This is a genomic window from Rhizobium sp. 3T7 (assembly GCF_020166565.1).
In the GTDB taxonomy this organism is placed as follows: domain Bacteria; phylum Pseudomonadota; class Alphaproteobacteria; order Rhizobiales; family Rhizobiaceae; genus Rhizobium.
This window is the reverse complement of the sequence record NZ_JAIQXS010000004.1, coordinates 235,674-259,881: the sequence shown is the minus strand read 5'-3', so window position 1 is coordinate 259,881 and position 24,208 is coordinate 235,674. Positions and strand designations below refer to the sequence as shown.

General features: G+C 60.8%; 18 protein-coding genes. 3 read left to right on the top strand and 15 right to left on the bottom strand.

The genetic code is table 11. The annotated features are described in order from the left end of the window. Nucleotides 1-331: 331 nt before the first annotated feature. From K9B32_RS08555 to K9B32_RS08545, 3 genes are read left to right on the top strand one after another with little or no spacing between them, the layout of a single operon-like run. The gene (locus K9B32_RS08555; RefSeq protein ID WP_224561514.1) at nucleotides 332-988 is read left to right on the top strand and encodes an ABC transporter ATP-binding protein; all 657 of its coding nucleotides are present in this window, start codon (nucleotides 332-334) and stop codon (nucleotides 986-988) included. Further along, a complete protein-coding gene (locus tag K9B32_RS08550) occupies nucleotides 988-3,396 on the top strand; it encodes an ABC transporter permease (RefSeq protein ID WP_411969693.1) in 2,409 nt (802 codons plus the stop codon). Before K9B32_RS08555 ends, K9B32_RS08550 begins: the two co-directional genes overlap by 1 nt. Continuing rightward, the gene (locus K9B32_RS08545) at nucleotides 3,386-4,477 is read left to right on the top strand and encodes a lipocalin-like domain-containing protein (RefSeq protein ID WP_411969687.1); all 1,092 of its coding nucleotides are present in this window, start codon (nucleotides 3,386-3,388) and stop codon (nucleotides 4,475-4,477) included. Before K9B32_RS08550 ends, K9B32_RS08545 begins: the two co-directional genes overlap by 11 nt. Nucleotides 4,478-4,492: 15 nt before the next feature. On the opposite strand, the gene K9B32_RS08540 is transcribed toward K9B32_RS08545, so the two are convergent. From K9B32_RS08540 to K9B32_RS08470, 15 genes are all read right to left on the bottom strand, one after another. Then, nucleotides 4,493-5,107 carry a phenylacetic acid degradation protein PaaY gene (locus K9B32_RS08540; RefSeq protein WP_224561512.1) on the bottom strand — a complete coding sequence of 205 codons (615 nt, stop codon included), beginning with the start codon at nucleotides 5,105-5,107 and terminating at the stop codon, nucleotides 4,493-4,495. A 5-nt stretch (nucleotides 5,108-5,112) separates the two neighbouring features. Then, nucleotides 5,113-7,170, bottom strand: coding sequence for a phenylacetic acid degradation bifunctional protein PaaZ (gene paaZ, locus K9B32_RS08535; protein WP_224561511.1), 2,058 nt, complete (start codon nucleotides 7,168-7,170; stop codon nucleotides 5,113-5,115). A 16-nt stretch (nucleotides 7,171-7,186) separates the two neighbouring features. Next, nucleotides 7,187-7,942 (bottom strand): Phenylacetic acid catabolic protein, encoded by a 756-nt coding sequence (locus K9B32_RS08530; RefSeq protein WP_224561510.1) that lies wholly within the window; start codon nucleotides 7,940-7,942, stop codon nucleotides 7,187-7,189. Between the two features lie 26 nt (nucleotides 7,943-7,968). Continuing rightward, on the bottom strand, nucleotides 7,969-9,045 hold the full coding sequence (gene paaE, locus K9B32_RS08525) for a 1,2-phenylacetyl-CoA epoxidase subunit PaaE (RefSeq protein ID WP_224561509.1): 1,077 nt from the start codon (nucleotides 9,043-9,045) through the stop codon (nucleotides 7,969-7,971). Nucleotides 9,046-9,071: 26 nt separating this feature from the next. Beyond that, on the bottom strand, nucleotides 9,072-9,596 hold the full coding sequence (gene paaD, locus K9B32_RS08520; RefSeq protein WP_224561508.1) for a 1,2-phenylacetyl-CoA epoxidase subunit PaaD: 525 nt from the start codon (nucleotides 9,594-9,596) through the stop codon (nucleotides 9,072-9,074). Between the two features lie 16 nt (nucleotides 9,597-9,612). Beyond that, nucleotides 9,613-10,392: a 1,2-phenylacetyl-CoA epoxidase subunit PaaC gene (gene paaC / locus K9B32_RS08515; RefSeq protein ID WP_224561507.1), complete on the bottom strand. Its 780-nt coding sequence runs from the start codon at nucleotides 10,390-10,392 to the stop codon at nucleotides 9,613-9,615. Continuing rightward, nucleotides 10,392-10,676 (bottom strand): 1,2-phenylacetyl-CoA epoxidase subunit PaaB, encoded by a 285-nt coding sequence (gene paaB, locus K9B32_RS08510; protein WP_016557520.1) that lies wholly within the window; start codon nucleotides 10,674-10,676, stop codon nucleotides 10,392-10,394. Before paaB ends, paaC begins: the two co-directional genes overlap by 1 nt. A gap of 101 nt (nucleotides 10,677-10,777) precedes the next feature. After that, nucleotides 10,778-11,782, bottom strand: coding sequence for a 1,2-phenylacetyl-CoA epoxidase subunit PaaA (gene paaA / locus K9B32_RS08505; protein WP_224561506.1), 1,005 nt, complete (start codon nucleotides 11,780-11,782; stop codon nucleotides 10,778-10,780). A gap of 25 nt (nucleotides 11,783-11,807) precedes the next feature. After that, the gene (gene pcaF, locus K9B32_RS08500) at nucleotides 11,808-13,013 is read right to left on the bottom strand and encodes a 3-oxoadipyl-CoA thiolase (RefSeq protein ID WP_224561505.1); all 1,206 of its coding nucleotides are present in this window, start codon (nucleotides 13,011-13,013) and stop codon (nucleotides 11,808-11,810) included. 191 nt (nucleotides 13,014-13,204) lie between these two features. Continuing rightward, complete coding sequence (gene paaX, locus K9B32_RS08495; RefSeq protein ID WP_224561504.1) at nucleotides 13,205-14,098, bottom strand: phenylacetic acid degradation operon negative regulatory protein PaaX; 894 nt, start codon at nucleotides 14,096-14,098, stop codon at nucleotides 13,205-13,207. 136 nt (nucleotides 14,099-14,234) lie between these two features. Further along, nucleotides 14,235-15,641, bottom strand: a complete 1,407-nt coding sequence (locus K9B32_RS08490) for an HlyD family type I secretion periplasmic adaptor subunit (RefSeq protein WP_224561503.1) — start codon at nucleotides 15,639-15,641, stop codon at nucleotides 14,235-14,237. Beyond that, nucleotides 15,638-17,782, bottom strand: coding sequence for a peptidase domain-containing ABC transporter (locus K9B32_RS08485; protein ID WP_224561502.1), 2,145 nt, complete (start codon nucleotides 17,780-17,782; stop codon nucleotides 15,638-15,640). The genes K9B32_RS08490 and K9B32_RS08485 overlap by 4 nt, the downstream gene beginning before the upstream one ends. Nucleotides 17,783-17,820: 38 nt before the next feature. Next, nucleotides 17,821-18,129: a hypothetical protein gene (locus K9B32_RS08480; protein WP_224561501.1), complete on the bottom strand. Its 309-nt coding sequence runs from the start codon at nucleotides 18,127-18,129 to the stop codon at nucleotides 17,821-17,823. A gap of 26 nt (nucleotides 18,130-18,155) precedes the next feature. After that, entirely contained in the window at nucleotides 18,156-19,379 is a 1,224-nt protein-coding gene (locus K9B32_RS08475) for a GTP-binding protein (RefSeq protein WP_224561500.1), read from the bottom strand. A gap of 20 nt (nucleotides 19,380-19,399) precedes the next feature. Continuing rightward, nucleotides 19,400-24,112 (bottom strand): DUF4082 domain-containing protein, encoded by a 4,713-nt coding sequence (locus K9B32_RS08470; protein WP_318013320.1) that lies wholly within the window; start codon nucleotides 24,110-24,112, stop codon nucleotides 19,400-19,402. Between the last annotated feature and the right edge of the window lie 96 nt (nucleotides 24,113-24,208).

Here is a 24,208-nt window from a genome sequence, read left to right as displayed (position 1 = left end):
AGTTGCGACGGAACCATCCTTAGAGGTAGATCGGCGTTTGATCTTTCGTCTACGCTGCGAGAACCGTGCATGGTGGTCTTCAGCGACCTGGCGGCGCTCGGATGGCCGCAAGAGTTCATGCACGACGATCGAGGATAGCCCGATGCTGCCGGGAGGACTGTCAAGCACACGGCTGATCAGATTTAGTCTCTCGCTCGATGACGTCCTTGGCCACGTCCTCGTTCTATGTCGAAGCAATCGGCACGGCGTTTTCCTTACAATCATGGCTTCTCATAATTTCGATCTATATCGATGACGTAGTTGCTTGTGATCGGGCAACGATAGGAGCTCCATGATCGTCGTGCTGCAAAGTGTTTCAAAATCCTACCAGACTGCAGAAGGTCGGCTTGAGGTTCTGCACGACATCGACCTTTCGTTGGAGGCCGGGAGAAGCCTTGCCCTGACAGGCGAGTCCGGCAGCGGAAAGAGCACGCTTCTGCACCTTGCCGCGGGTCTTGATCATCCCGATTCCGGCCGGATTGAGATCGCTGGGCAGGAGATATCGCGGCTCAGCGATGTCGGACGCACAGCGCTCCGCCGTTCCGTGGTCGGGCTGGTGTTTCAACAGTTCAATTTGATCCCGTCGCTGGATGTTGCCGCGAACCTTGCCTTTCACGCGCGCCTTGCCGGTCGCTACGATCCCGCCTGGCAAACGGAACTGACGGAACGGCTTGGGCTAGGTGCCCTGTTGATGCGCTATCCGGAACAGCTATCCGGCGGGCAGCAGCAGCGCGTAGCGATCGGGCGGACGCTGGCTGCACGGCCAAAGCTTGTGTTGGCCGACGAGCCGACCGGCAATCTGGACGAGGCGACCGGCGATGCGGTTCTGGCGCTGATGCTGTCGCTGGTGGCTGAGAGCGGGGCGGCCCTGCTGATGGTCACCCATTCCATGCGGCTTGGCGAACGGCTAGATGCCCGCGTCCATCTCCGCTCCGGACGGATCGTGTGATGTGGCGAGCCGCCATGTCTGCTTTGCTGTCCCATTGGCGCCGCCAACCGATGCAACTGCTGATGCTGTTGATCGGCCTATCGCTGGCGACGGCGCTGTGGTCCGGGGTTCAGGCGGTCAATGCCGAAGCCGGTGCCAGCTATGATCGCGCCGCTTCCATGCTCGGCCAGGACCGGCTGGAGCAACTGGTGCGGGTGGACGGCGGACTGATCCCGCAGCATGTTTTTGTCAAACTCCGTCGAGCAGGGTGGCTAGTGTCACCCATCATCGAGGGACAGATACGTCTCGGCGCAACCCGGTTGCGCGTGATCGGCGTCGAGCCGCTGAGCCTGCCGGTTGAAGCACAGCAGGTCGATCTCGGAAACGGCGACGGTCTGCTTCAGTTCATCATGCCGCCGGGGCTCATCTACGTTTCGCCCGAAACCGCAGGGCAGCTATTGGGTCAACCACTGCCGCCAATGCGCATTGCGGCCAATATACTGCCTGGCACCGCCATAACAGACATCGGGATTGCGCAGGGACTTCTCGAAAAGCCCCGGCAGATCAGCCGGCTGATCCTCTCCCGGGACCAGCCGGGAGGCCGCCCGTCACTTGCGGCAATCGCGCCTGAGCTGGTGATGAAGAAACCAGACCCGCAAGGCGATCTGGCAAGGCTGACGGACAGTTTCCACCTAAATCTAACCGCATTTGGCTTTCTTGCCTTCGCCGTCGGCCTCTTCATCGTCTATTCCGCAATCGGCCTTGCCTTCGAGCAGCGCCGTCCGACTTTTCGCACACTCCGTTCACTTGGATTGTCGGCGCGCGCGCTGACCGGTCTTCTTCTGGCCGAACTCATCATGTTTGCTCTGGTGGCCGGCATCGTCGGTGTGGCCATCGGCTATCTCGTGGCCTCGTTCCTTCTTCCAGGCGTCGCGGCCACCCTGCAGGGACTTTACGGCGCAAGCGTACCCGGCGCGCTCACGTTGCGTCCGCAATGGTGGGCGACAGGTTTGGGGATCGCCGTGATCGGCACGCTCGTTTCTGCCGCGCAAAGCCTTTGGCGGGTGTGGCGCATGCCGTTGCTGGCGCCGGCGCAACCGCGCGCCTGGGCCCGCGCGTCGGAAACCGCACTGCGGTTTCAGGTCCTTGCCGCCCTTGGCCTGTTTGCCACGGCGATCGGGCTCGGCCTGTCGGGATCAGGGCTGGCCGCGGGGTTTTCCGTTCTTGGCGGTTTGCTGCTGGGTTCTGCGCTGCTCTTGCCGGTAGTCCTCGCGCTCTTCCTGGCTCTGATGCAGCGGTGGGCATCTCGGCCCGTCGCGCAATGGTTCTGGGCCGATACACGCCAGCAGCTTCCAGGTCTTTCGCTGGCTCTGATGGCGCTGCTCCTGGCTCTCTCGGCCAATGTCGGCGTCGGCACGATGGTGTCGAGCTTCCGCCTGACCTTCACCGGCTGGCTGGATCAGCGGCTGGCCGCCGAGCTTTATGTGACCGCGCGTAGCGACGCTGAGGCGAAGGCTCTGCGCCAGTGGCTCCGCCCCAAAGTGGACGCGGTGCTGCCGATCTGGAGCGTTAACGGCGCGGTCAACCGGCAACCGGCGGAAATCTACGGCGTGGCGGATCATCCGACTTATCGCGACAACTGGCCGCTGCTTGAGGCGTCCCCCGACGTCTGGGATCGGATTGCGCGCGGCGAGGCCGCGCTGGTCAACGAACAGCTAGCACGCCGCGATAATCTCCGTATCGGCGACAGGCTCCTTCTGCCCGGCGGCTGGGACACTGTGTTGGCGGGCGTCTATTCCGATTACGGCAATCCGACCGGACAAGCGATCGTCGGTATCGATGCGCTGGTAGCGCATTATCCGAATGTGTCGCGGCTTCGATATGGTCTGCGTCTTTCGCCCTCGGATGTGGCGGGTCTCGCCGTTGAGCTTCGGAGCACGTTCGATCTTCCACCCCAAAATCTTGTCGATCAGGCGAGCCTCAAACGGCGATCGCTGCAGATCTTCGAACAAACCTTTGCCGTAACTGCCACGCTGAATGTGTTAACGCTGGGCGTTGCCGGTCTGGCGATGTTCGCGAGCCTGACGACACTTTCGGGCATGCGCTTACCACAGCTTGCACCGATCTGGGCGATGGGGTTGACACGGCGACATCTGGTTCTCCTCGAACTGGCGAGAACCATGGTTCTTGCCGTCATCACCCTGGTCGCGGCACTGCCAGTCGGCCTTGGCCTCGCCTGGGTTCTGCTGGCTATCGTCAATGTCGAGGCATTCGGCTGGCGGCTGCCGATTTATCTGTTCCCCGCGGACTGGCTGCGCCTCGGCGCGCTCGCGCTGGCTGCAGCCCTGCTTTCAGCGCTAATCCCGTTGCGGCGGCTGGCTGCGATTGCGCCTGCCGATCTTCTTAAGGTGTTTGCCAATGAACGCTAAGACTTGGCTTTCATGCCTCTTCCCCATCGTTCTCATGCAGAGCGGTATCGCCTTGCGAAGCCCGGTCGAGGCGCAAGGATTTGCCGGCCTTGGCACGACGGCGGAAGGTTTCGCGATCCCCCAACCTGGTACCTCGTTCAGCTTCCCGGCTGATCATGGGCCGCATCCCGATTACCGCATCGAATGGTGGTATCTGACCGCCAACCTCGAGGCGGCTGACGGCACCGACTATGGCGTACAGTGGACGCTTTTCCGCTCTGGCCTTGTGCCCGGTGAAAAGAACGGCTGGTCGAGCCCGCAGGTCTGGATGGGGCACGCGGCGGTGACGACGCCGGAAATGCATTACTTTGCCGAGCGCCTTTCCCGCGGCGGAACGGGACAGGCTGGCGTCACTGCCGCGCCTTTCGAGGCATGGATCGACGACTGGCGGATGCAGCGCCCTTCATCGGCTTCCCCCGGTAACGTCGACGAGCTATCAGAAACCGTGCTTCACGCCTCGGGCAAGGATTTCCGCTATGACCTCCAGCTTCAGGCTAGAGGTCCGATCGTGGCCCAGGGACAGGGAGGATTTTCGGTGAAGTCTGCCGCGGGGCAGGCAAGTTATTATTACTCGCAGCCATTCTACACCGTCGAAGGTATTCTCGCGCTTCCCGAAGGGGAAATCGCTGTTACCGGTCAGGCGTGGCTGGATCGGGAATGGTCGTCGCAGCCGCTTGCCGCGGATCAAACAGGCTGGGACTGGTTCTCGCTGCATTTGGATTCCGGCGAAAAGCTGATGGGTTTTCGACTGCGCGACAGTGGCCAGGGCTACACGTCCGCTACGTGGATTTCAGCGGATGGAAAGCCGGCGCCGCTGGCTCCGGGAGAACTCAAGGTAATGCCGCTAGAAACGGCCGATGTCGCCGGGCGCAAGATCCCTGTCGCATGGCGGATCGAGCTGCCGTCTCGTGGGCTAGATGTGACGACGAGCACGCTGAATTCACGGGCCTGGATGGCAACGCGGACGCCCTATTGGGAAGGACCGATCCGCTTTGAAGGCACGCATGGCGGCCGGGGTTATCTTGAAATGACGGGATATTGAGAGGCAGCTCTAAGCTCAATCACCGAATTTGAGCCGCTCCAGGATCAAGGGATCATAGTCGGGCGCTTGGATCCGCCGGCGGTCGGCTTCCGGTTCGCAAAGCGGTTCGACGGGCCGAAGCTTGTCCTTGGCCTCCAAGGCGAGGCGCTGATAGACGGCCGTTCCCTGGCGCTTCCAGGCAATTTCTTTTTCGCTGAGTTCGCGAATGACCCTTGCCGGCGATCCGACCGCTAGGCTGTTTGCCGGGATGTCAGCACCGGCTTTGACGAAGGCCATGGCGGCGATGATGGCGTTTTCACCGATCACGGCTTCGTCCATGACAACCGCATTCATGCCGACCATGGCATTGCGACCAATGCGGCAGCCGTGCAGCACCGCGCCGTGGCCGATATGGCCGTCTTCACCGATTACCACCTCGACGTTCGGAAAGCCGTGAACGACGCAGGTCTCCTGTAGATTCGAACCACGCTCCATCACGATCCGTCCGAAATCGCCGCGCAATACAGCGCACGCTCCGACATAGCAGGCAGGTCCGAGGATGACGTCGCCGATCACCACGGCGGCCGGATGGACAAAGGCGGTCGGGTGGATTACGGGCACGACGCCATCATAGGAGTAGACCTGCGCCATCTCAATCAATCCCTTGTCTTGGCCACCATCGTCAGCACGTCGTATTGAGCAACCGTCGCGCCATTCTGGTTGCTAACACGGCAATCCCAGCGCACTTCGCCATGCTCGGCGCCGATACGCGGGTTGATCTCCTTGCAGGTCAATTGCACCTGCAGCGTATCGCCCGGATTGACTGGCGTGAGGAAGCGCAGGTTGTCGACCCCATAATTGGCGAGAACCGGGCCGGGGGCCGGGTCGACGAAGAGACCCGCAGCGAAGGAGACGATCAGATAGCCGTGGGCAACGCGCCCATCGAAGAACGGATTGGCGCGGGCGGCTTCCTCGTCCATGTGAGCATAGAAGGTATCGCCTGTGAAGTTGGCGAAATGCTCGATATCTTCAAGCGTGACTGTGCGCGTGCCGGTTACGAGCTGGTCGCCGATCCGTAATTCTACCAGCGACTTGCGAAATGGATGCTCTGCGTCCTTGCGGACCTCGGCATCAGGGACCCAGCGGCCTGTCACGGCGGACAGAAGTGTCGGGGAGCCTTGCACCGCCGTGCGCTGCATGTAGTGCTTGACCCCACGAAGCCCACCCAGCTCCTCGCCACCGCCGGCGCGTCCTGGACCACCGTGGACCAGGCCGGGCAGCGGCGAGCCATGGCCGGTCGATGTCTTGGCGCTCGTGCGGTTGCCGATCAGCACCCGTCCGTGGAACGGCGCCATGCCGAGGACCACGTCTTCGGCAAAGATGGGATCGTTGGTGAAGACGGAAGAAACGAGACTTCCCTTGCCGCGGCGGGCAAGATCCACCGCCTCATCGGCACTGTCATAAGGCATGACCGTGCTGACCGGGCCGAAGGCTTCGACATCGTGCACCGCCTTGGCTTCCCATGGCTTGTCGCAATAAAGCAGGACCGGATTGAGGAAGGCGCCGGCATCGGCGTCACCCGACACGACACGCGGATTGTCAGGGTCGCCGACGACGATCTCGGCATCGGCGAGGAGATCGCGGATGCGCGCGCGAACCTCGTCACGCTGGGCAAGGCTTGAAAGCGGGCCCATGCGGACGGTTTCATCGGTGGCATTGCCAAGCGTGGTCTTGCCAAGACGCTCGCCAAGGACGGAGACCAGTGCCTCGCAATAGGCGCGCGGCGCGATGACACGACGGATGGCCGTGCACTTCTGCCCGGCCTTTGCCGTCATTTCGCGGGAGACCTCCTTGACGAAAAGATCGAACTCCTCCGTCCCGGGGGCGGCGTCGAGACCGAGAACCGAGGCATTGAGGCTGTCGGCCTCCATGGTAAAGCGTACCGAATTCTCAATGATCGCCGGATGCGTCTTCAGCTTGCGGCCCGTCCAGGCCGAACCGGTGAAGGTTACTGCATCCTGGCCGTCGACGTGGTCGAGCAGATCGCCGACGGAGCCGCAGATCAATTGCACGGCGCCTTCCGGCAACAGGCCGGTTTCGACGATGCGACGGACGACGAGTTCGGTGAGATAGGCCGTCTGGCTCGCCGGCTTGACGATCGCCGGCATCCCCGCAAGCAGTGTCGGTGCCAGCTTCTCCAGCATGCCCCAGACCGGGAAGTTGAAGGCATTGATATGAATAGCGACGCCCTGCAGCGGCGACAGTATGTGCCGGGCCGAGAAAGTACCGTCGCGCGACAGGGTTTCCACGTCACCATCAACGAGCACGCGCGTATTGGGCAACTCGCGTCGGCCTTTTGAGGCGTAGGACAATAAAGTGCCGATACCGCCGTCGATATCGATCCAGCTATCTGCCCTCGTTGCACCGGTTGCCGACGAAAGGGCGTAGAATTCTTCCTTTCGGTCCATCAACGCCTGGCCAAGCGCTTTCAGCATGGCGGCGCGCTCGTGAAACGACATGCGTCGCAGCGCCGGGCCTGCCTTTTCGCGGCCGTACGCCAAAGACGCCACAAAGTCGACGCCAGTGGAATCGATCAACGCCACCGGCACGCCTGTCGAGGCATCAAGCAGTTCGGCGCCATCCTTCGTGCCGGGAACCCAACGGCCGTAGACATAGCTTTCGAGGCGGCGCGGCGGGTTTGCCAGAACGTTCATTGTCTTATCCTTCCGGTCAGTTCAGATTGAGCGCAGCAAGCTGCGCATCGACGGCTGCCTGCCATTCAGATAGCAGCGCCTCGTTGGGGGTATGGCGGAGACCGAAACGCGCCAGCGTTTCGTAGCGGGCCGAGCCGGAAAGTCCGAAGCTTGCCGCAACGCGGGGGCGCCAGTAGGCGATCGCTTCACGCGCGGCCGTCGCCCCGTCTTCATTTTCAGCAATCCGCTTCAGCGCCTCGATACCAAGTTCGGTGTGATGCGCCTCTCGCGGCAGAATCGCCCGGAACACTTCGGCAAGCGGCTGGTAGGAGACGTGGGTCAGCTCCCGCAGCTGGATGGTGCCTGCGGTGCCCATCAGCATATTCATGACGACCGCGTCGATCCATCCCTGCAAGGGATAGTGGAAGACCGAGAGGCGCATGTCGCCGCCCTGGCGTGCTGCCCCGATATCGGCCTCACGCGTCAGGCGGGCATCCCACGGATGATGCACGGCATAGCGGTCGGTGTCGGCACCGAAGCTGCCCATGATCTCCAGCACGCGGCCGGCGTGGTCGGTCTTTTCAAGCACGATCTTGGCGGACGCAATGCGTTCCTTGATGCCCGGCGCATCGTTGATCGTGTCTGCAAAGCCGGCCGCACCCGCAAGTTCACTGTCGACGAAGCTCGCCATCAGGCGCAGAAGCTCGCCGCGATAGCGCGGGGTCACATTGTCAGGCGACGTCAACACGCCACCCTTGAGCAGATATTCCTCGATCGGCATGGTATCGGACATCGGATTCCTCCCTCGCTTTCGCGGACCTATTGATCGTAGCTGACCACGACACGGTCGCTCAGCGGATAGCACTGGCAGGTCAACACGTAGCCCTGGCGGACCTCATAGTCCTCGAGTGCATGGTTGACCTCCATCTCGGTCTCGCCCTCGATCACCTTGGCACGGCACGTGGAACAGACGCCTGCCTTGCAGGCGTAAGGCGCGTCCATGCTGTTTTCGAGAGCCGCTTCCAGCAGCGTCTGTCCCTGCTTCGGCATCTTGAAGACGCGGGTGGCGCCGTCGAGCGTTACGGTCGCCTCGCATGCGGCCTCCCTGTCGGCGGCGGAAGCGCTGTCGGTCTTGCGGCGTGCGCGGCCGGGCTGCGAGGACGCAAAGAGCTCGAACTTGATCTGCTCGTCGCCCATTCCGTGATCGCGAAGGGCGGATGCGATCGTCAACATCATTGGTTCAGGACCGCAGATGAAGGCCGTGTCGACCGACTTCAGATCGATCCAGTGCTTGAAGAGCGCTGCGCACTTATCCGGGTCGATCCGGCCCGTGAAAAGGTCGATATCCTGGGCTTCGCTTTCCAGCACATGCAGAATGGAGAGCCGCCCAAGGTAGGTATTCTTCAGGTCATCCAACTCCTCACGGAACATGATCGAACTGATCTGGCGGTTTGCGTAGACGAGCGTGAAGCGCGAATGGGGCTCGCGTGCAAGCGTCGTCTTGATGATGGAGAGCACGGGCGTGATGCCGCTGCCGCCGGCAAAGCCAAGATAGCTCTTGGAAACCTCAGGTTCGATCGCCGTGAAGAATGCACCCATCGGCGGCATCGCTTCCAGCGTATCACCGATCTGCAATTCTTCGTTCGCCCAGGTCGAGAAGCAGCCCCCATCGACCCGCTTGATGCCGACCCTCAAAACGCCTTCGTCACGCCCCGCACAGATCGAATAGGACCGGCGCAGCTCCTCGCCATCGAACTTGCGGCGGAATGTCAGGTACTGGCCCTGCGTGAAATCGAACGCACCGCGGTCCTCGTCTTGCGGAGCCAGCGTGACGACCACGGCATCGCGCGTCTCGCGCCTGACGTCGGTGACTTGAAGGGAATGGAAACGCGCCATATTGCGGACCTCACTAGGCAAAAGGGTCAGATGCACTTGAAGTAGTCGAAGGGTTCCAGACAGTCGGTGCAGCGATAGCTCGCCTTGCAGGGCGTTGAGCCGAACTGGCTGATCTTTTCGGTGTTCGTCGATCCGCAGCGCGGACAGGCGACTGTCAGATTGGAGCGGCCGGACAGCCGGTCGATACGCTGGCGCAGGATGCCGTCTGTCGCCGTTCCGTCCATCGGCGGGGCAATACCGTAGGCGCGCAGTTTTTCGCGGCCCTCGGTGCTGATCCAGTCGGTCGTCCAGGCGGGCGAAAGCTGGCGCTCCAGCCGCAGGTTTTCGATCCCCTTTTCCTTGAGCGCCCGCTCGATATCGAGGTTGATGATCGCGGTCGCCGGGCAGCCGGAATAGGTCGGCGTCACTGTCACGACCAGTGTGTCCTCCTTCCAGGCGACACCGCGGATGATGCCGAGATCGACAAGCGAGATCACCGGGATTTCCGGATCCGGGACTTCCCCAAGCCATTGCCAGACATCGGCGATCGAAGGCAAAGTCGCGGCTATCATCACCGCCTCCTTCCGCTTACCAGTTCGCGCCCGGATAGGCGCGCTGCAGGAATTGCAGTTCAGCCAGGATGAAGCCCATGTGCTCTGTATGAACGCCGCGCTTGCCGCCCTTATGCATAAAGCCGTCGGCCGGCTTCTTCAGCGTCGCTTCTGAAAGCGCGTCATCAACCAGCTCGTCCCACGCGGCCTTCAGGCTTTCGGGTTCCGGTGCAATGCCGGCCGCAGCAAGCTCGGCATCTGAGGCATCACCCACGAAAAGTTCGCCGGTATAGTCCCACAGATCGTCAAGCGCCTCCTGCATTCGCCGGTGGCTTTCGGCGGTGCCGTCGCCAAGACGGATGATCAGATCGCGGCTGCGATCGAGATGGTAGGCAACTTCCTTCGAGGCTTTTTCGGCGATGTCAGCGATGCGCTTGTCGGTCGAGGCGCACAGGGCTCTCAACATCAGGAAATGCCAGGCATCGAACAGAAACTGACGCATCAGCGTCTTGCCGAAGTCGCCGTTCGGTCGTTCGACGAGCAGGACGTTGCGGAAGTCGCGGGTATCGCGCAGATAGGCGAGATTGTCGGCACTGCGGCCCCGACCTTCGACCTCGCCGGCAAGACCGAGCCAAAGCTGAGTCTGGCCGATCAGGTCAAGTGCGGTGTTGGAAAGCGCAATGTCCTCTTCCAGTGCCGGGGAATGCCCGCACCACTCGGATACGCGATGACCGAGGATCAGGGTATTGTCGCCGATCCGCGTCAGGAACTCAAAGAGTGCCGTCGGGCTGACGGTCGTATTGGAGATAGCGCTCATCACATATGCCCCACTTCATCGGGAATGTCGAAGAATGTCGGATGGCGATAGACCTTGGAGTTCGACGGATCGAACAGCGGGCCCTTGTCCGACGGCGCGCTTGCCGTGATGTCGCTGGAACGAACCACCCAGATGCTTACTCCCTCGTTTCGACGGGTGTAAACGTCGCGGGCGTTGTTGACGGCCATCTCGGCATCGGGTGCATGGAGGCTGCCAACATGCCGGTGATTGAGGCCGTGCTGGCCGCGGATGAAGACTTCCCAAAGGGGCCATTCGCTGGACATCGGTGTTTCTCCTACTTGCGACTTCTCGGCCGAAGGCCCGCAAATCGCGTATTTGTTACGATAGCAACTGCTCAGAGCGGGCAGCTGCCGGAGCCTTGATACTACTCGGCGGCGGTGCGCGCTGCGGCGTGGCGCGACGCCATCTTCTCGGCATGGGCAACGAGACCATCGCGGAACCACGCGCCGTCGTTCCACGCCTTTTGTCGGGCGCTGAGGCGCTCGACATTGCACGGGCCGTTGCCGGCGATGACGGCGAAGAACTCGGTCCAGTCAGGCTCGCCGAAATCATAGCCGCCCTTTTCCTCGTTCCACTTCAGATCCGGATCCGGCACCGTCAGGCCGAGATATTCGGCTTGCGGCACGGTCTGGTCGACAAACTTCTGGCGCAGTTCGTCATTGGAGTTCTGCTTGATCTTCCAGGACATCGATTGGGCCGAATGCACCGATGCGTCGTCAGAGGGGCCGAACATCATCAGTGACGGCCACCACCAGCGATTCAACGCGTCCTGGACCATTTCCTTCTGGGCGGGCGTGCCCTTCACCATCTTCATCAGGATGTCGAAGCCCTGCCGCTGATGGAAGCTTTCTTCCTTGCAGATGCGGACCATGGCGCGGGCATAAGGCCCGTAGGAACAGCGCTGCAGCGGCACCTGGTTCATGATCGCCGCACCATCAACCAGCCAACCGATCGCACCGATGTCGGCCCAGCTCAGCGTCGGGTAGTTGAAGATCGAGGAGTACTTCGCCTTGCCGCTATGCAGTTGCTCATACATCTCGTCCCGGCTGATGCCGAGCGTTTCGGCGGCACAGTAGAGGTAAAGACCGTGGCCGGCCTCGTCCTGCACCTTGGCGAGCAATATCGCCTTGCGCTCCAGCGTCGGGGCACGGGTGATCCAGTTGCCTTCCGGCAGCTGGCCGACGATTTCGGAATGCGCATGCTGACTGATCTGGCGCATCAGCGTCTTGCGATAGCCTTCCGGCATCCATTCCTTCGGTTCGATCTTCTGGCCAGCATCGATGCGCTCCTGAAAGGCACGTTCGACCGGATCCATCTCATCAAGCGTTTTGACGCGGGCGCTGTCGGTTTTGACCATCTGTGCGTACATGGTTCGTCTCCTTTGCCTTCGCGCGTCAGACGCGCTCGAGAATGATTGCGATGCCCTGGCCGACGCCGATGCACATGGTGCAAAGCGCATAGCGACCGCCCTGACGGTGCAATTGGTAGGTTGCCGTCGTGACCAATCGGGCGCCGCTCATGCCCAGGGGATGGCCCATCGCAATAGCGCCACCATTCGGATTGACATGGGGTGCATCGTCGCGAAGGTCCAGATCGCGCAGCACGGCGAGCGCCTGGGCGGCAAATGCCTCGTTCAGTTCGATGACATCCATCTGACCGATGGTGAGTCCTGCGCGCTCGAGCACGCGCCGGGCGGCCGGTGCTGGACCAACGCCCATGATCCGCGGCTCGACGCCGGCTGCCGCCATTGCGACGATGCGGGCCTTCGGTGTCAGACCTTGCGCCTCCGCGGCCGCCTCGCTGGCGACGACAAGGGCCGCAGCACCATCGTTGACGCCCGAGGCGTTGCCGGCGGTGACGCTGAGGTCCGGGCCATTGACGCCCTTGAGCTTGGAAAGCTGATCGACGGTCGTACCGGGGCGCGGATGCTCGTCGCGGTCGACGACAACAGGATCGCCTTTTCTCTGCGCAACCTTGACGCTGACCAATTCGTCAACGAACAGGCCGGCTTCCTGGGCCGCCGCCCAGCGGGCCTGACTGCGGGCCGCAAACGCGTCCTGATCGGCGCGGGTGACGCCAAAATCGGCCGCCACATTGTCGGCGGTCTGCGGCATCGTGTCGACGCCGAACTCAGCCTTCATCTTCGAATTGACGAAGCGCCAGCCGATCGTCGTGTCGTAGACGGCATTGGCGCGCGAAAAAGCGCTGTCTGCCTTCGGCATGACAAAAGGCGCCCGGCTCATGCTCTCGACGCCACCGGCGATCACGAGGTCACAGTCGCCGGCGCGGATCGCCCTTGCCGCCATGCCGACGGCATCCATGCCGGAGCCGCACAGGCGGTTGACGGTGGTCGCGGGAATGGTGATCGGCATGCCCGAAAGCAGTACGGCCATGCGGGCTACATTGCGATTGTCTTCGCCAGCCTGGTTTGCGCAGCCGTAGATGAGATCGTCGACCTTGCTCCAGTCGACCTCAGGGTTACGTTCCATCAGCGCAGTGAGGGGGAGGGCTGCCAGATCGTCTGCGCGAACCGCAGCAAGCGCACCGCCATAGCGGCCGATAGGTGTGCGAACGGCATCACAGATGAACGCTTCCGACATGCGCGATTTCCTCCTGCTCCCACAATCCCGATCAATCTAGTATTGATTAACCGACCGATCGGTCATGTATTTATCATGCGATATGTCACAGATCAATGGATTTTTTGCATAGATGTGTGATGTTTAGTGTTAACGAGGAAAATTCTAGCACAAAAGACGCGCACCGACCTGAAAAGCCTCAGGAACGGAAGCTAAATGGCCTCGTGGGCTAGCATCTCGAGGCGAAAATCTGTTGTGGGCGTTGAAGCGGCAAGGGGGCCGGAGGCTGTCACAAAGGTGCGGGCTACGAACGCATCAGCTGCGGGTGAGAGCCGTCGATAGAGCTGCGCAAACAGCTGCCGCGCCGCTTTGCCTGGCCAGTTGTCGGGAAGTGCAGCGGCTGGCAGCCTTGGATCGTGCAGATGAACTGTGCGAAAGCGATGCACGAGGAGGAGCCGGATCGTCAGTGCCATCGCGGGCGAAAAACCGGGGGCGCTGGGCGAATCGGATAGGGTGCGGAACTGCGTCAGGAATGTTTCGTATGCCTCCGCATGACCTGCAAGATCCCAATATTCGGAGGCAAACGCCTGCAAGGCATCGTGGTCCTGCGGGACGTCTGCGCGGAAAATCAAGGCAGGAATTGCGGCTGCGATCGGCCGTGCAGGACCAACTGCAAGACGGGTGTTGAGACGCGCATGGCCGGCACGCCTGAGCGACTGCATGGCCTCTTCGACGGCCGGTCCCATCACCTGAACGAACTGCCATCCGCTCTCTTCGGGAACGGCGAACAGCACGCGTGCGGCGGCCGCGAACTCGCTGCCGGCCGAACGCGACAGCCGGTAATAGCTGCGTCGGCCCTCTCTTTCTCCGGAGAGCTGGCCGGCGGCGACAAGCCGCGAGACGGCAGTGCGTACGAGTGTTTCGCTGATGCCGACTTCTGCGCAGGTCTCGATCAGGTTGCCGATCCATGCGATGCCGCCACGCGGCTCGACGACATCGCCGTAGATTGTCACGATAAAGCCCGCTGCCTTAAGCGGGCTCTCGGCAAGAATCCGTCGGATCAGTTCGCTGGCCTGGACATCTGCCTGGTTGGTCGCTGCCGTCACCGGCTCCTCCTTGGATGGTGGCGGTGCGATCTATCATATTCAGCACGCCGCCGCACCCCCACCGCGTCGTGGGGGCGCTTTTGGCGAAATCGCGATCAGCCGTTGTTTAAGAGGCACCGATGGTGCCTCCTTCGTATCACGGCTCCCGAATTGCGCTATCCAGTCCTCGCAGGATGGGATAGAGGAAGTATGAGATGACGGTGCGATGACCGACCATGATCTCGGCTGAAACGGTCATACCGGGCAGCAGTCGCACGGGCTCGTCTGAGCCTTTCAGCCTTGGATCGGCCAACGGGATACGTGCCTTGAAGTAAGGAGCGGCCGTTTGAGTCGCTGCCTCTTGCTGAGATGGCGTGAACGCGTCACGGCTCACCGTTCGAACCGTTCCCGACGCGGTACCGAATTTTTGGAACGGATAGGCATCGAACTTGATCCGCGCTTCCTTGCCCGTGGTGATGCGGCCAATGTCGCGCGTATTGACCGAGACCTCGGCCTCCAGCGGCACATTGAGCGGAACCAGCGTCACGATGGGCTCGGCCTCTCGAACCACCGAGCCGACCGAGCGCGCCGCTAGGTCGAGCACGACGGCATTGGCTGGTGCCGTCAGTGCCACCATGTCGCGCCGGAGTTCCATCTTCTTCAGTTCCTCGGCGGCAGTGTCGCGCTGGCTACGCAGGTCTACAAGCTGCTCCATGGCGGCGCGTCGGAAGTCTTCAATGAATGCCTGTCGATCCGCCTTGAGCTTGGCGAAGGTATGCTCGGCTTCATCGGCCTTGCCCCGGACAGCCGTAAGGCTGGTCTCAACGTCAAGACGGGCGTCACGCGATCCCAGGAGTGTTATCAAAGACCCGCTCTCGCGATCATATAGCCGTTCCCTAGCGCCTTCGATCTGCGACAGCGTTTCGCGTCGATTGGCAAGGACTGCCTCCTGGTTCCGGCTTGAGGCAATCGTCGCCGCCTGGGCCGCAATTTGCTGATCGTAGTTCTGCAACTGCGCTGCATGATAGGCGCGGCGCTGCCCAAACAACTGCATCTGAAGCAGTTCGTCGCGCGATAAGCCGGCAGTCTTGGTGTAGTCCGTGCCGTCAAGCTCGGCTTCCAGGCGTTTTACCTGGGCGTCGAGGGCTACGAATTTGGCTCGTTGCTGATCGACGTCAGACTGGCTGAACGTCGCATCGAGCGTAGCCAGCACCTGACCTTTTTCCACGATCTCCCCGGCGGTGACATTGATTGTCCGGATGATCGATGTCTCCAGCGGCTGCACCACAATGGTCGGCTGGGTCGTAACCAGCTTGCCGGGTGCGACGACGACCTCATCGATCGACGATACCGACGCCCAGACGATTGCCGCGGTAATCAGCGCAGTAATGCCGTAGAGCGTCATGCGGGCGACTCTCGGCGGCGCGCGCTCTTCAAGTTCCACAGCATCTGACTGGAACTCTGCGATTGCAGCTGGAAACGAGCGCCTGAGGGCTGGTTGCGTGACTTGGGCCGCCGTCAAAACAGGCAGGTTCTCCTTTGGTTTTTCAGCGCGCGCGTTCATGCTACCTGCCTCATCTGCTGAGACCACAGGTGACGGTATGTCATGCAGCGCGTCACGAGTTGATCATGCCTGCCGATATCGGCGATCTTGCCCCGTTCGACGACGAGGATGGCATCGGCATCGACAAGCGTGGAGAGGCGGTGCGAAACGATGACCACCGTTCGCCCGGCCGCAATCTGGCTGAGGTTCTGGCGGATGATCGTCTCGCTGTCGGGGTCAAGCGCGCTGGTGGCCTCATCCAGGATCAGGAGTTTCGGATCGGTGATGAGTGCGCGGGCGATGGCCAGGCGTTGCTTCTGCCCGCCGGACAGGTTCGAGGCGTTTTCCTCCAGCATTGTGTCAAAACCACGCGGAAGCCGTTCGATGAACTCCTCGGCGCCGGCAATACGCGCGACCTCCATGATCTCCTCGATGCTTGCATCGGGCTTTGCTGCCGCGATGTTCTCGCGAACGGTGCCACGAAACAGGAAGTTGTCCTGGAGCACGACGCCAGTACTCGTTCTCAGATGCACGAGGTCGATCTCCCGACTGTCATAACCATCCATTCGAACGATGCCCTGCTGGTTCTGATAAAGACCCTGGATGAGGCGAGTGATCGTGGTTTTGCCAGAACCGCTCTTGCCAACGACGCCAAAGACGGAGCCGGCGGGAATACTGAAGGAGACGTCGTCGAGCGCAGGGGGCCCATCCGGCCCATAGCGGAACGTTACCTTGTCGAATTCGATGTTGCCTCTGAGATGCGGGCGGATGCCGCGACCGCGACCGGCTTGTTCCGGACGCTGGTTCATGATCTCGCCCAGCATGCGTACCGAAAGCGCAACCTCCTGGTACTCATGCACCATGGTAACGATCTGGACAAGCGGGCCAGAGACCCGCCCAGCCAGCATGTTGAATGCAACCAGCGCGCCGATCGTCATGGCGCCGCTGAAGACGTCAAGGGCACCGAGCCCGATAATGGCGACGCTCATCAGTTTCTCGAGAAGCCCGGTCATCGACTGAGCGACGGTGGAGATCTTATCGACACGGAAACGCACGGATATCGATTGCGCCGAATAGTCATCCCAGGCGCGACGCTGGCGCGGTTCAAGCGCCAGCGACTTGACGGTCCGCATGCCGTGAACGGTTTCAACGAGCAGGGCCTGCCGGTCGCCTTCGGCCTTGTAGAGCGCCTGGAGACGGCGCTGGAATGGGCCGACAAGAAGCATGACGACGAGACCGACAAGCGCGGCAAAGCCGATGACGACGAGCGTCAGCTTCACGCTATAGAGAAGCAGGATCGGAATGAAGACCAACAAGGAAACGCCGTCGAGGAGCGTCAGGAAGAGGCGGCCTGTCAGAAACTCGCGAATCCTGCCGGTTTGCTGCATGTGCTTGACGAGAACACCTGCGGATGCCTGCTCGAACAAAGCGATTGGAAGATTGAGCAGATGCCCGAAGGTGCGAGTTGCAATACGGATATCGATCCTGTTCGTGGCATAGAGCAACAGGTAGCGCCGCAGGAAGCTGAAGGCAGCATCGAAGACAAGGGCAATGGCGATGCCAATGGTCAGGACCGTCAGCGTTGCATAGCTTTGATGAACCAGCACCTTGTCGATGACGAGCTGGAAGAAGATCGGGGTCATCAGGCCAAGGCCGTAAAGGACGATGGCTGCAAGGGCAACATCGCGGAAGAAGCTGCGCTGCTTGATGATCTCGGGAATGAACCAGCGGAAGCCGAAGGGCTGGTCGGCATCATTGAGACTGAAGTTTCGCTTCAGCATCACGACGGATCCGCGCCAGGATCTGGTGAACTGCTCCTCGTTCAGGAGAATGAAGTCGGGGCGCTCGGCCAGGGGGTCGAGAACCCTGATCTTTGCCTCTTCCTCACCCATGGCGGGTCCGGCAATGACCACCCAGTTGCCGTTTTCGAGTTCCGCCAGAACCGGAAAGGCTTCGCCCAGCTGGAGCAACGACGACCAGTTGAGGCTGATCTGCCTGGCGCGAAGACCGGCATCCTTGGCCATCCGCAGTAACTGCCGGACTTCGACCGGCCGCTCGTCGACAGCATAGTCGTGCTGTAGGCGCTCGGGGGACAGATCGACGCCGTGGTGGCGCGCGACAAGTGCAAGGCAGTGAAGATTGGTGTGCAAAAATGTACTCATGGCCCACCCGAGTGTCTGCGTTGAAGAGGAATTGCTGGTCAGTTGAAATTGGGTGAGGCGTTAGCCGCGCTACCCGACGGCTGGATGATTTCAGCCTTCGGGCTTGATGGCAGATCGTTGATACGGCGCACGGCACCGGCCTCGACCAATCCGCCCAGTGCCTTCTGCATCAGGTCGACAGCGTTCGCAAAGGCGTCGACCGGCATGATGATGCGCTGGCGGAAGACGGGCTTCGGATTGTTGCTCGCATCGCGCTCGGTGGCCGACAGCGACATCAGATCGATGCGCACGATGGTGCCGGTGACGGTGATTTCGCCAATTCCGTCTGCATAGAGTTCATTGCTCATTGTCGTCTCCTCGTTTTGATGAGTGATCATGGATGGTGATGCTGCGTGTGTTGCCAGGCCGGGAACGGATCCGCGAGACCTCTGCCGAGATCTGGGTCAAAGCTTGCCTCTTCTCCGATCAGGCAGTCGTCGAGTGCGGCGCTGATTGCCTGCTGATCGAAGCCCGCGCCGATGAACACGAGTTCCTGGCGGCGATCGCCCCAGACCGCGTCCCAATGGCGGTCGAGCAGCTGGCGGAATTGCGGATAACGTGGCCAATGTGCCTTGGACACGCTCGCCCACCAGAAGCCCTTTGTGTCGGTGCGCCGCTGTTTGCCGGCGATGGAAAGCAGGCCGATTTCGTTCGGTCGTGTTGCCAGCCAGAAGTGCCCCTTGGCGCGGATGAGGCCCGGCCACTGCTGCGCGAGAAAGCGATCGAGCGCTGCCGGGTCAAAGGGGCGGCGTGCGCGATAGACGAAGCTCGAAATACCGTACTCTTCGGTTTCTGGAACATGGTCGCCCCAACCGTAGAGCTCCTTGTGCCAGTACGGGTGACGAGCAGACTTCGCTTCGCTGAAAAGACCGGTATCCAGAATGGTGGAAAGCGGCAGATCGCCGAAGTCCGTCTCGATGACGCGGGCATCGGGATTGAGCGCGGCAACGATCTGGCGCACCATCGCGCGTGTTTCTAAACTGACCTGCGAGACCTTGTTGATCACAACGACATCGGCAAACTCGATCTGTTCCACGAGGAGATCGACGAGTGTTCGTTCGTCATCGGTGTCACGAGTTTCACCGCGATCACTGAGGAAATCTGCGCTCGAGTAATCCGCCAGGAGGTTTGCCGCGTCGACGACGGAAACCATCGTATCCAGCCGCGCAACGTCGCAGAGCGCACTGCCATTTTCGTCGCGGAAGGAAAATGTGGCGGCGATCGGCAGAGGTTCGGCGATCCCGGTGCCCTCGATCAGCAGGTAGTCGAAGCGATCATCGGCAGCAAGCCGACGCACCTCGCTCAAGAGATCGTCGCGAAGCGTGCAACAGATGCACCCATTGGTGAGTTCAACCAGCGTTTCATTGGTGTGCGAGAGGTTGGCGCCGCCATCACGGACGAGCTCGGCATCGATGTTGATCTCGCTCATGTCATTGACGATGAGAGCGACCCGGCGTCCCTCCCGGTTACGCAATACATGGTTGAGGATGGTTGTTTTTCCCGCGCCGAGGAAACCCGCCAAAACCGTTACTGGGAGGCGCTTGTCGCCACCTGTCATTGATACTCCCCCACCCGCTGTTACGCTGCGAGCTGCTGCCTGAATGCCACGTCCACATAGTAGTTGGTGCTGTTGTATGTGCTTGTCGGGAACAGCCCGCTGGAGCCGTAACCATAGACGCCGTTGCCACCACTGAGGGCTGACGACATGGCCTGCAGGTTGCCGTTTGTCGTGCTGTCAGCGAAGTAGTTGCCTGTTGCCGAATAGTTGCCGTTGGTGCTGTAGGAGACGACGTATGTCGTACCGGCATCGATTGCGACCTGCTGCGAGAGATTGACGGACTGCCAACCGCTTGCGCTCTCGTTGGTGAAGGTCGCGCTCGCAAGCAATGTGCCGCTCGCCGTCCACAGATAGCCCGTATGGGGTCCGGTATTTTCCTCGCTCTTGTAAAAGCGAATACCGGTGATCCAGCCGGCCGCATCCGATTGGAACTTCATGCCGAGATTGACCGGGCTGTTGTCACTGACGGAGCTGATTGCGGGGGTCGTGCCGGCGGCAAAGACATTCTGCTCGGGACCCTGGTTGGTCACGCTAACCGCGACATTGGCCGTTGAGGTCTGGCCTTGAGAATCCCTGATCGTGTAGTCAAAGCTGGCTGCACCGGAGTACCCGGCCAGGGGGGTGAAGGTGATGGCGCCGGATTGGCTGTCGAAAGCCACCGTACCATTGATCGCGTTGGCAACGCTGGCAACCGAGATCTGATCCCCGTCAGGATCGCTGTCATTGGCAAGCAGGCTTGATGCCTGGATGACGACCGGCGTTCCGATGCCCGTGGAAATTCCATTGTCATTGACGGCAACCGGCGCAGTGTTTTGTGACGACTGTTGATAGAGGACGTCGACCCAGTAGTTGGCCGAATTGTAGGTCGCGGTTGGAAACAGGCTGCCGCTCCCATATGCGTAAACGCCATTTCCGCCGCTTTCCGAACTGGACGGCGCTGTCAACACACCGTTGCTATGGCTCGTCGTGAAGTAGTTGGGCGTCGCTGCATAAAAGCCATTCGAATGATAGCTTGCGACATAGGTCACGCCAGAAGAAATGCTAACTGGCTGCGAGAAGGTGACGGTCTGCCAGCCGCTTGCCGTTTCGTTGGTGAAGGTTGCCGTCGCGAGAAGTTGGCCGCTGCTGCTCCAGAGTGAGCCGATATGGGTGCCGACGTCCTGAGCGCTCTTGTAGTAGCGCAAGCCGGTGATTTCGCCGCGCGCAGATGCCACGAACTTGACGCCCAATTCCACAGAGGACGAATCGTTCCCGGCGGCAGTACTTGGTGTGTCCGTGGTGGCAAATAGGCCCGCACCGATGGCTTGGGCTCCGACGTTGAGTGAGACAGTGGCTGTCGATGTTCCGCCGCGACCGTCGGAAATCGAGTAGCTGAAGCTTGCAGCGCCGACGTAATTCGTCGTCGGTGTGAAGATGACGGAGTTGGTTTGGCTATCAAATGCCACAGTGCCATTTGTTGCGCCATTCGCCCCCGTGATCGTCAGCCCATCGCCGTCAGGGTCCGTGTCATTGGCAAGCAGACTTGCCGCCGCGATTGACAGGGCCGTGTTCGAATAGGTGGTAAACCCATTGTCGTTGGCCGCAACCGGCGCATTATTGACCGTTGATTGGTTGAATACGACGTCGACCCAGTAATTCGCTGCCTGGTAGCTGGATGTGGGGAACGTGGTGTTCGTCCCATAGGAGAAAACGCCGTTGCCGCCACTGGCAGAGCTTGACAAGGCCGTCAGCGCGCCGCTGGTGTGGGCAGTCGAAAAGTAATCGGCGGTTGCGACGTAGCTGCCCGTCGTATGATAGGAAGCAATGTAGGTGGTTCCGGCCGTAATCTGGATCGGCGAGGAGAACTTGGCCGTCTGCCAACCGCTCAGGGACTCACTTGTGAATGTGACTGTGCCGATCAGCGTGCCGTCCGCAGCCCATATCGAGCCGGTGTGGGCGCCTGTGTCGCCTGCAGCCTTGTAGAAGCGAATGCCGGTGAGGGTCCCGCTTGTCGAGGCGGTAAACTTCATGCCCAATTCCAGCGGAGCATTTTCATGGATACCAGCGCCACTCGGGCCGTCGCCGGCCTGGAACAATGTCTGGCCGACCGGTCCTTCTTCGACGGTCAGACTGACGTTGCCTTCGTCGGTGCCACCGCGCCCATCAGAAAGTGTGTAGCTGAAGCTTGCCGGACCGGTGTAGTTCGCATTCGGTGTGAAGATGACATTGCCTGTCTGTGTATCGAGCGAGACCGTGCCGTTCGTGGCATTCCCGACCGCCGAGATGGTGAGCGTGTCACCGTTTGGATCGACGTCGTTGGCAACAAGCGAAGCGATAGAAATCGTCAGCGTGCCGTTGCGCGAAATCGAGAGGCCGCTGTCATCGGTGGCAACCGGGACGCTGTTCGGACCGGCGTCGAAAATGACGTCAACCCAATAGTTGGAGCCTCCCGGGCTATTGCCCGGGAACGTGCCGGTACTGGTGCTATAGGCATAGACACCACCACCATCGACTGCCTTCAGTGCTCCGTTGCTGTATGTCGCGCCGAAGTAATTCTCTGTAACGGAGAAGAACCCGTTGCTATGATAGGATGCGACATAGGTCGTTCCCGCCGAAATAGCGATCGGGCTGGAGAACATGACGGTCTGCCAACCGGACAGCGACTCGTTGACGGAGACGCCGGTCGCAATCAGCGTTCCGGTGCTCGTCCAGAGACTGACGACATGTTCGCCAGTGTTATAAAAGCCCTTGTAGAAACGGACGCCCTGTACAAAGCCGCCCGTTGTAGCCTGGAAGCGCACGCCAAGCTCCACGGGATCGCGATCGATCGCGGTTTCCACGGTCGGCTTTGATGCAAGCGTCCACAGACTTGATGTCGCCGGCAGGACGACGGTGACCTGCTTGCCGACGGAAGGGGTTTCCATGTTGACGCTGTCATCGACTGCGCGCGACATGATGGTATACGTGCCGCTTGCCTGTACATTCCAGCTGTAGCTCCAGTTCTCGCGGCCGGTGGCCTTGAACCAGTTTTGCCCGCCGTCCGTGGAAACTTCGATGCCGGCAATGATGCCGCCACCGAAATCCAGGGCCGTGCCGGTGATCGTAACATGCTGTCCTTCGACAAAGCTTGCGCCAATGACCGGCGAGGTGATCGTCGATGTTGGCTTTAGAATATCTGTCGACTGCGTTGCCAAAATCAGGCTGGCATCCAGGGTGGTCGGCTGGATACCCATGTCCGCGAACATGTTGACCATGGCCTGCTGGACGTTCGGATCTGTCGGCGTTGATGCCCCTTCATGCTGGTCGTTCAGACCCCAGGACCAGAAAACGGTGCCTGCGCCAAAGACCAATGCGCCGCTTTCGGCCCGGTACATCGTCAGGCTGTGTTCAACCACGGCGTTGCCAACTGTTGTCCCGTAGTCACGCAAATAGCTGTTGACCGACACGCTGGAGAGCGAAAGGTTTATCAGGCCGTCCGGTCGGAACCCGTTTTGGACGTCGGAATCCCACTCGTAGCCCAGCAAATTCTGCACGAGATTGTAAGTTTCTCCGGGCTGGAGGTTGGCGACATCGGTGTTTCGCCAGAAGCGCAGGTTCGAGTAGTCATAAGGGATGGAGATTGTATCCAAACGGTAGCCATCGACGGTAAACATGGTGCCGGTGAGGGAGTTTTCCGGCTCCTGTCCTGGGTCGGCGTAACGCGGATCGCGCCAGGTGCCAGTGCCAGTGCTGCTCGGATCGGTGCTGGTTCCCCAGGTTTCCTTGTAACAGACCATCGTGCGATAAGCTTGGCCGTTGCCGTCAATGCTGCTTTCCCAGCGGACCTTCCAATAGCACTCGTTGCCGCTCCAGAATGCGAGGTTAACGCCGCTGTCGCGTGCGGCCTCGACATTGGCGCGCTGCTCGGCTGACCAGTATTCGTCGTGCCCGACCGACAGATAGGCCTGGTGGTTGAGCAGCAGATTGCCATTTCGGGCGGCATCGACGCCCGTGACATAGGATACGTCGTAGCCATTCTGCTCCAACCACTGGATAGCGGAATGCTCGACGCCGAAAATGAAGTCGTGTGTGCCGCCAGTCGGGCTCGTGTTGGTAATAATCGGTCGATTGTAGCTGATCGCAGATGCACGCCCGATCGCCGTCAAACCGCAGCTGCAGTTCGGAGGCAGGTATCCGATCATATTTGCAGGATCAGTCGGAACTTCTCCGTAGTAGAGGCTTGCTCCACCCCAGGCATTGTAGGCTTGCCAGGTGGTGTCTGAGGTCTGGAAGACGATGTCGCTCGTTGAGGCGTCGTCACGCACGACGAACGGAATGATGCTTGCGTCTTCCGTGCCGTCCTCACGCACCAGCTTGGCGATATAGACACCTGATACAGCGTCTGCCGGGATCTGCCAGCTTGCCGAAACCGACCAGTTGCCGCAGTCGATCAAACCGAGGGACATATCTACGATCGGGTGAGGCTGGATTTGCGCTGTCGTCAGCGATTTGCCGATCGAGGCAACCTTGCGCGCGCCGTCGCCGCCATAATAGCCGAGGCGATAGATGTCGATGCGGTAGTGAGTCGAATCTGTGGCAATCTTGAAATCGACGGTCTGGCCGACATTGGTGCTGATTTCGGTTGCAAAGCCTTGGATGGTGCCGCCACCGTCGCCGTCAATCCCCCATTCGCTGATCGGATTGCCCTGCTTCATGTTTTCGAGAGCGGTCTTGTTCAGCGTGACGGGAGCAGCAACTGCAGCCACTGCCGTCACTGTGGCCCCCGCGGATGAACTATCCTGCTCTGGAGCAACAACTGCAGCCACGGTGTCCACCGGGGCTGTTGTCGCCATGGTCGTCGGTGCCGATGC

Excerpts from the sequence above, each read along its gene's own strand:
- K9B32_RS08555 (WP_224561514.1), top strand. The coding sequence starts at position 332 with ATGATCGTCGTGCTGCAAAGTGTTTCAAAATCCTACCAGACTGCAGAA.
- K9B32_RS08550 (WP_411969693.1), top strand. The coding sequence starts at position 988 with ATGTGGCGAGCCGCCATGTCTGCTTTGCTGTCCCATTGGCGCCGCCAA.
- K9B32_RS08545 (WP_411969687.1), top strand. The coding sequence starts at position 3,386 with ATGAACGCTAAGACTTGGCTTTCATGCCTCTTCCCCATCGTTCTCATG.
- K9B32_RS08540 (WP_224561512.1), bottom strand. The coding sequence starts at position 5,107 with ATGGCGCAGGTCTACTCCTATGATGGCGTCGTGCCCGTAATCCACCCG.
- paaZ (WP_224561511.1), bottom strand. The coding sequence starts at position 7,170 with ATGAACGTTCTGGCAAACCCGCCGCGCCGCCTCGAAAGCTATGTCTAC.
- K9B32_RS08530 (WP_224561510.1), bottom strand. The coding sequence starts at position 7,942 with ATGTCCGATACCATGCCGATCGAGGAATATCTGCTCAAGGGTGGCGTG.
- paaE (WP_224561509.1), bottom strand. The coding sequence starts at position 9,045 with ATGGCGCGTTTCCATTCCCTTCAAGTCACCGACGTCAGGCGCGAGACG.
- paaD (WP_224561508.1), bottom strand. The coding sequence starts at position 9,596 with ATGATAGCCGCGACTTTGCCTTCGATCGCCGATGTCTGGCAATGGCTT.
- paaC (WP_224561507.1), bottom strand. The coding sequence starts at position 10,392 with ATGAGCGCTATCTCCAATACGACCGTCAGCCCGACGGCACTCTTTGAG.
- paaB (WP_016557520.1), bottom strand. The coding sequence starts at position 10,676 with ATGTCCAGCGAATGGCCCCTTTGGGAAGTCTTCATCCGCGGCCAGCAC.
- paaA (WP_224561506.1), bottom strand. The coding sequence starts at position 11,782 with ATGTACGCACAGATGGTCAAAACCGACAGCGCCCGCGTCAAAACGCTT.
- pcaF (WP_224561505.1), bottom strand. The coding sequence starts at position 13,013 with ATGTCGGAAGCGTTCATCTGTGATGCCGTTCGCACACCTATCGGCCGC.
- K9B32_RS08490 (WP_224561503.1), bottom strand. The coding sequence starts at position 15,641 with ATGAACGCGCGCGCTGAAAAACCAAAGGAGAACCTGCCTGTTTTGACG.
- K9B32_RS08485 (WP_224561502.1), bottom strand. The coding sequence starts at position 17,782 with ATGAGTACATTTTTGCACACCAATCTTCACTGCCTTGCACTTGTCGCG.
- K9B32_RS08480 (WP_224561501.1), bottom strand. The coding sequence starts at position 18,129 with ATGAGCAATGAACTCTATGCAGACGGAATTGGCGAAATCACCGTCACC.
- K9B32_RS08475 (WP_224561500.1), bottom strand. The coding sequence starts at position 19,379 with ATGACAGGTGGCGACAAGCGCCTCCCAGTAACGGTTTTGGCGGGTTTC.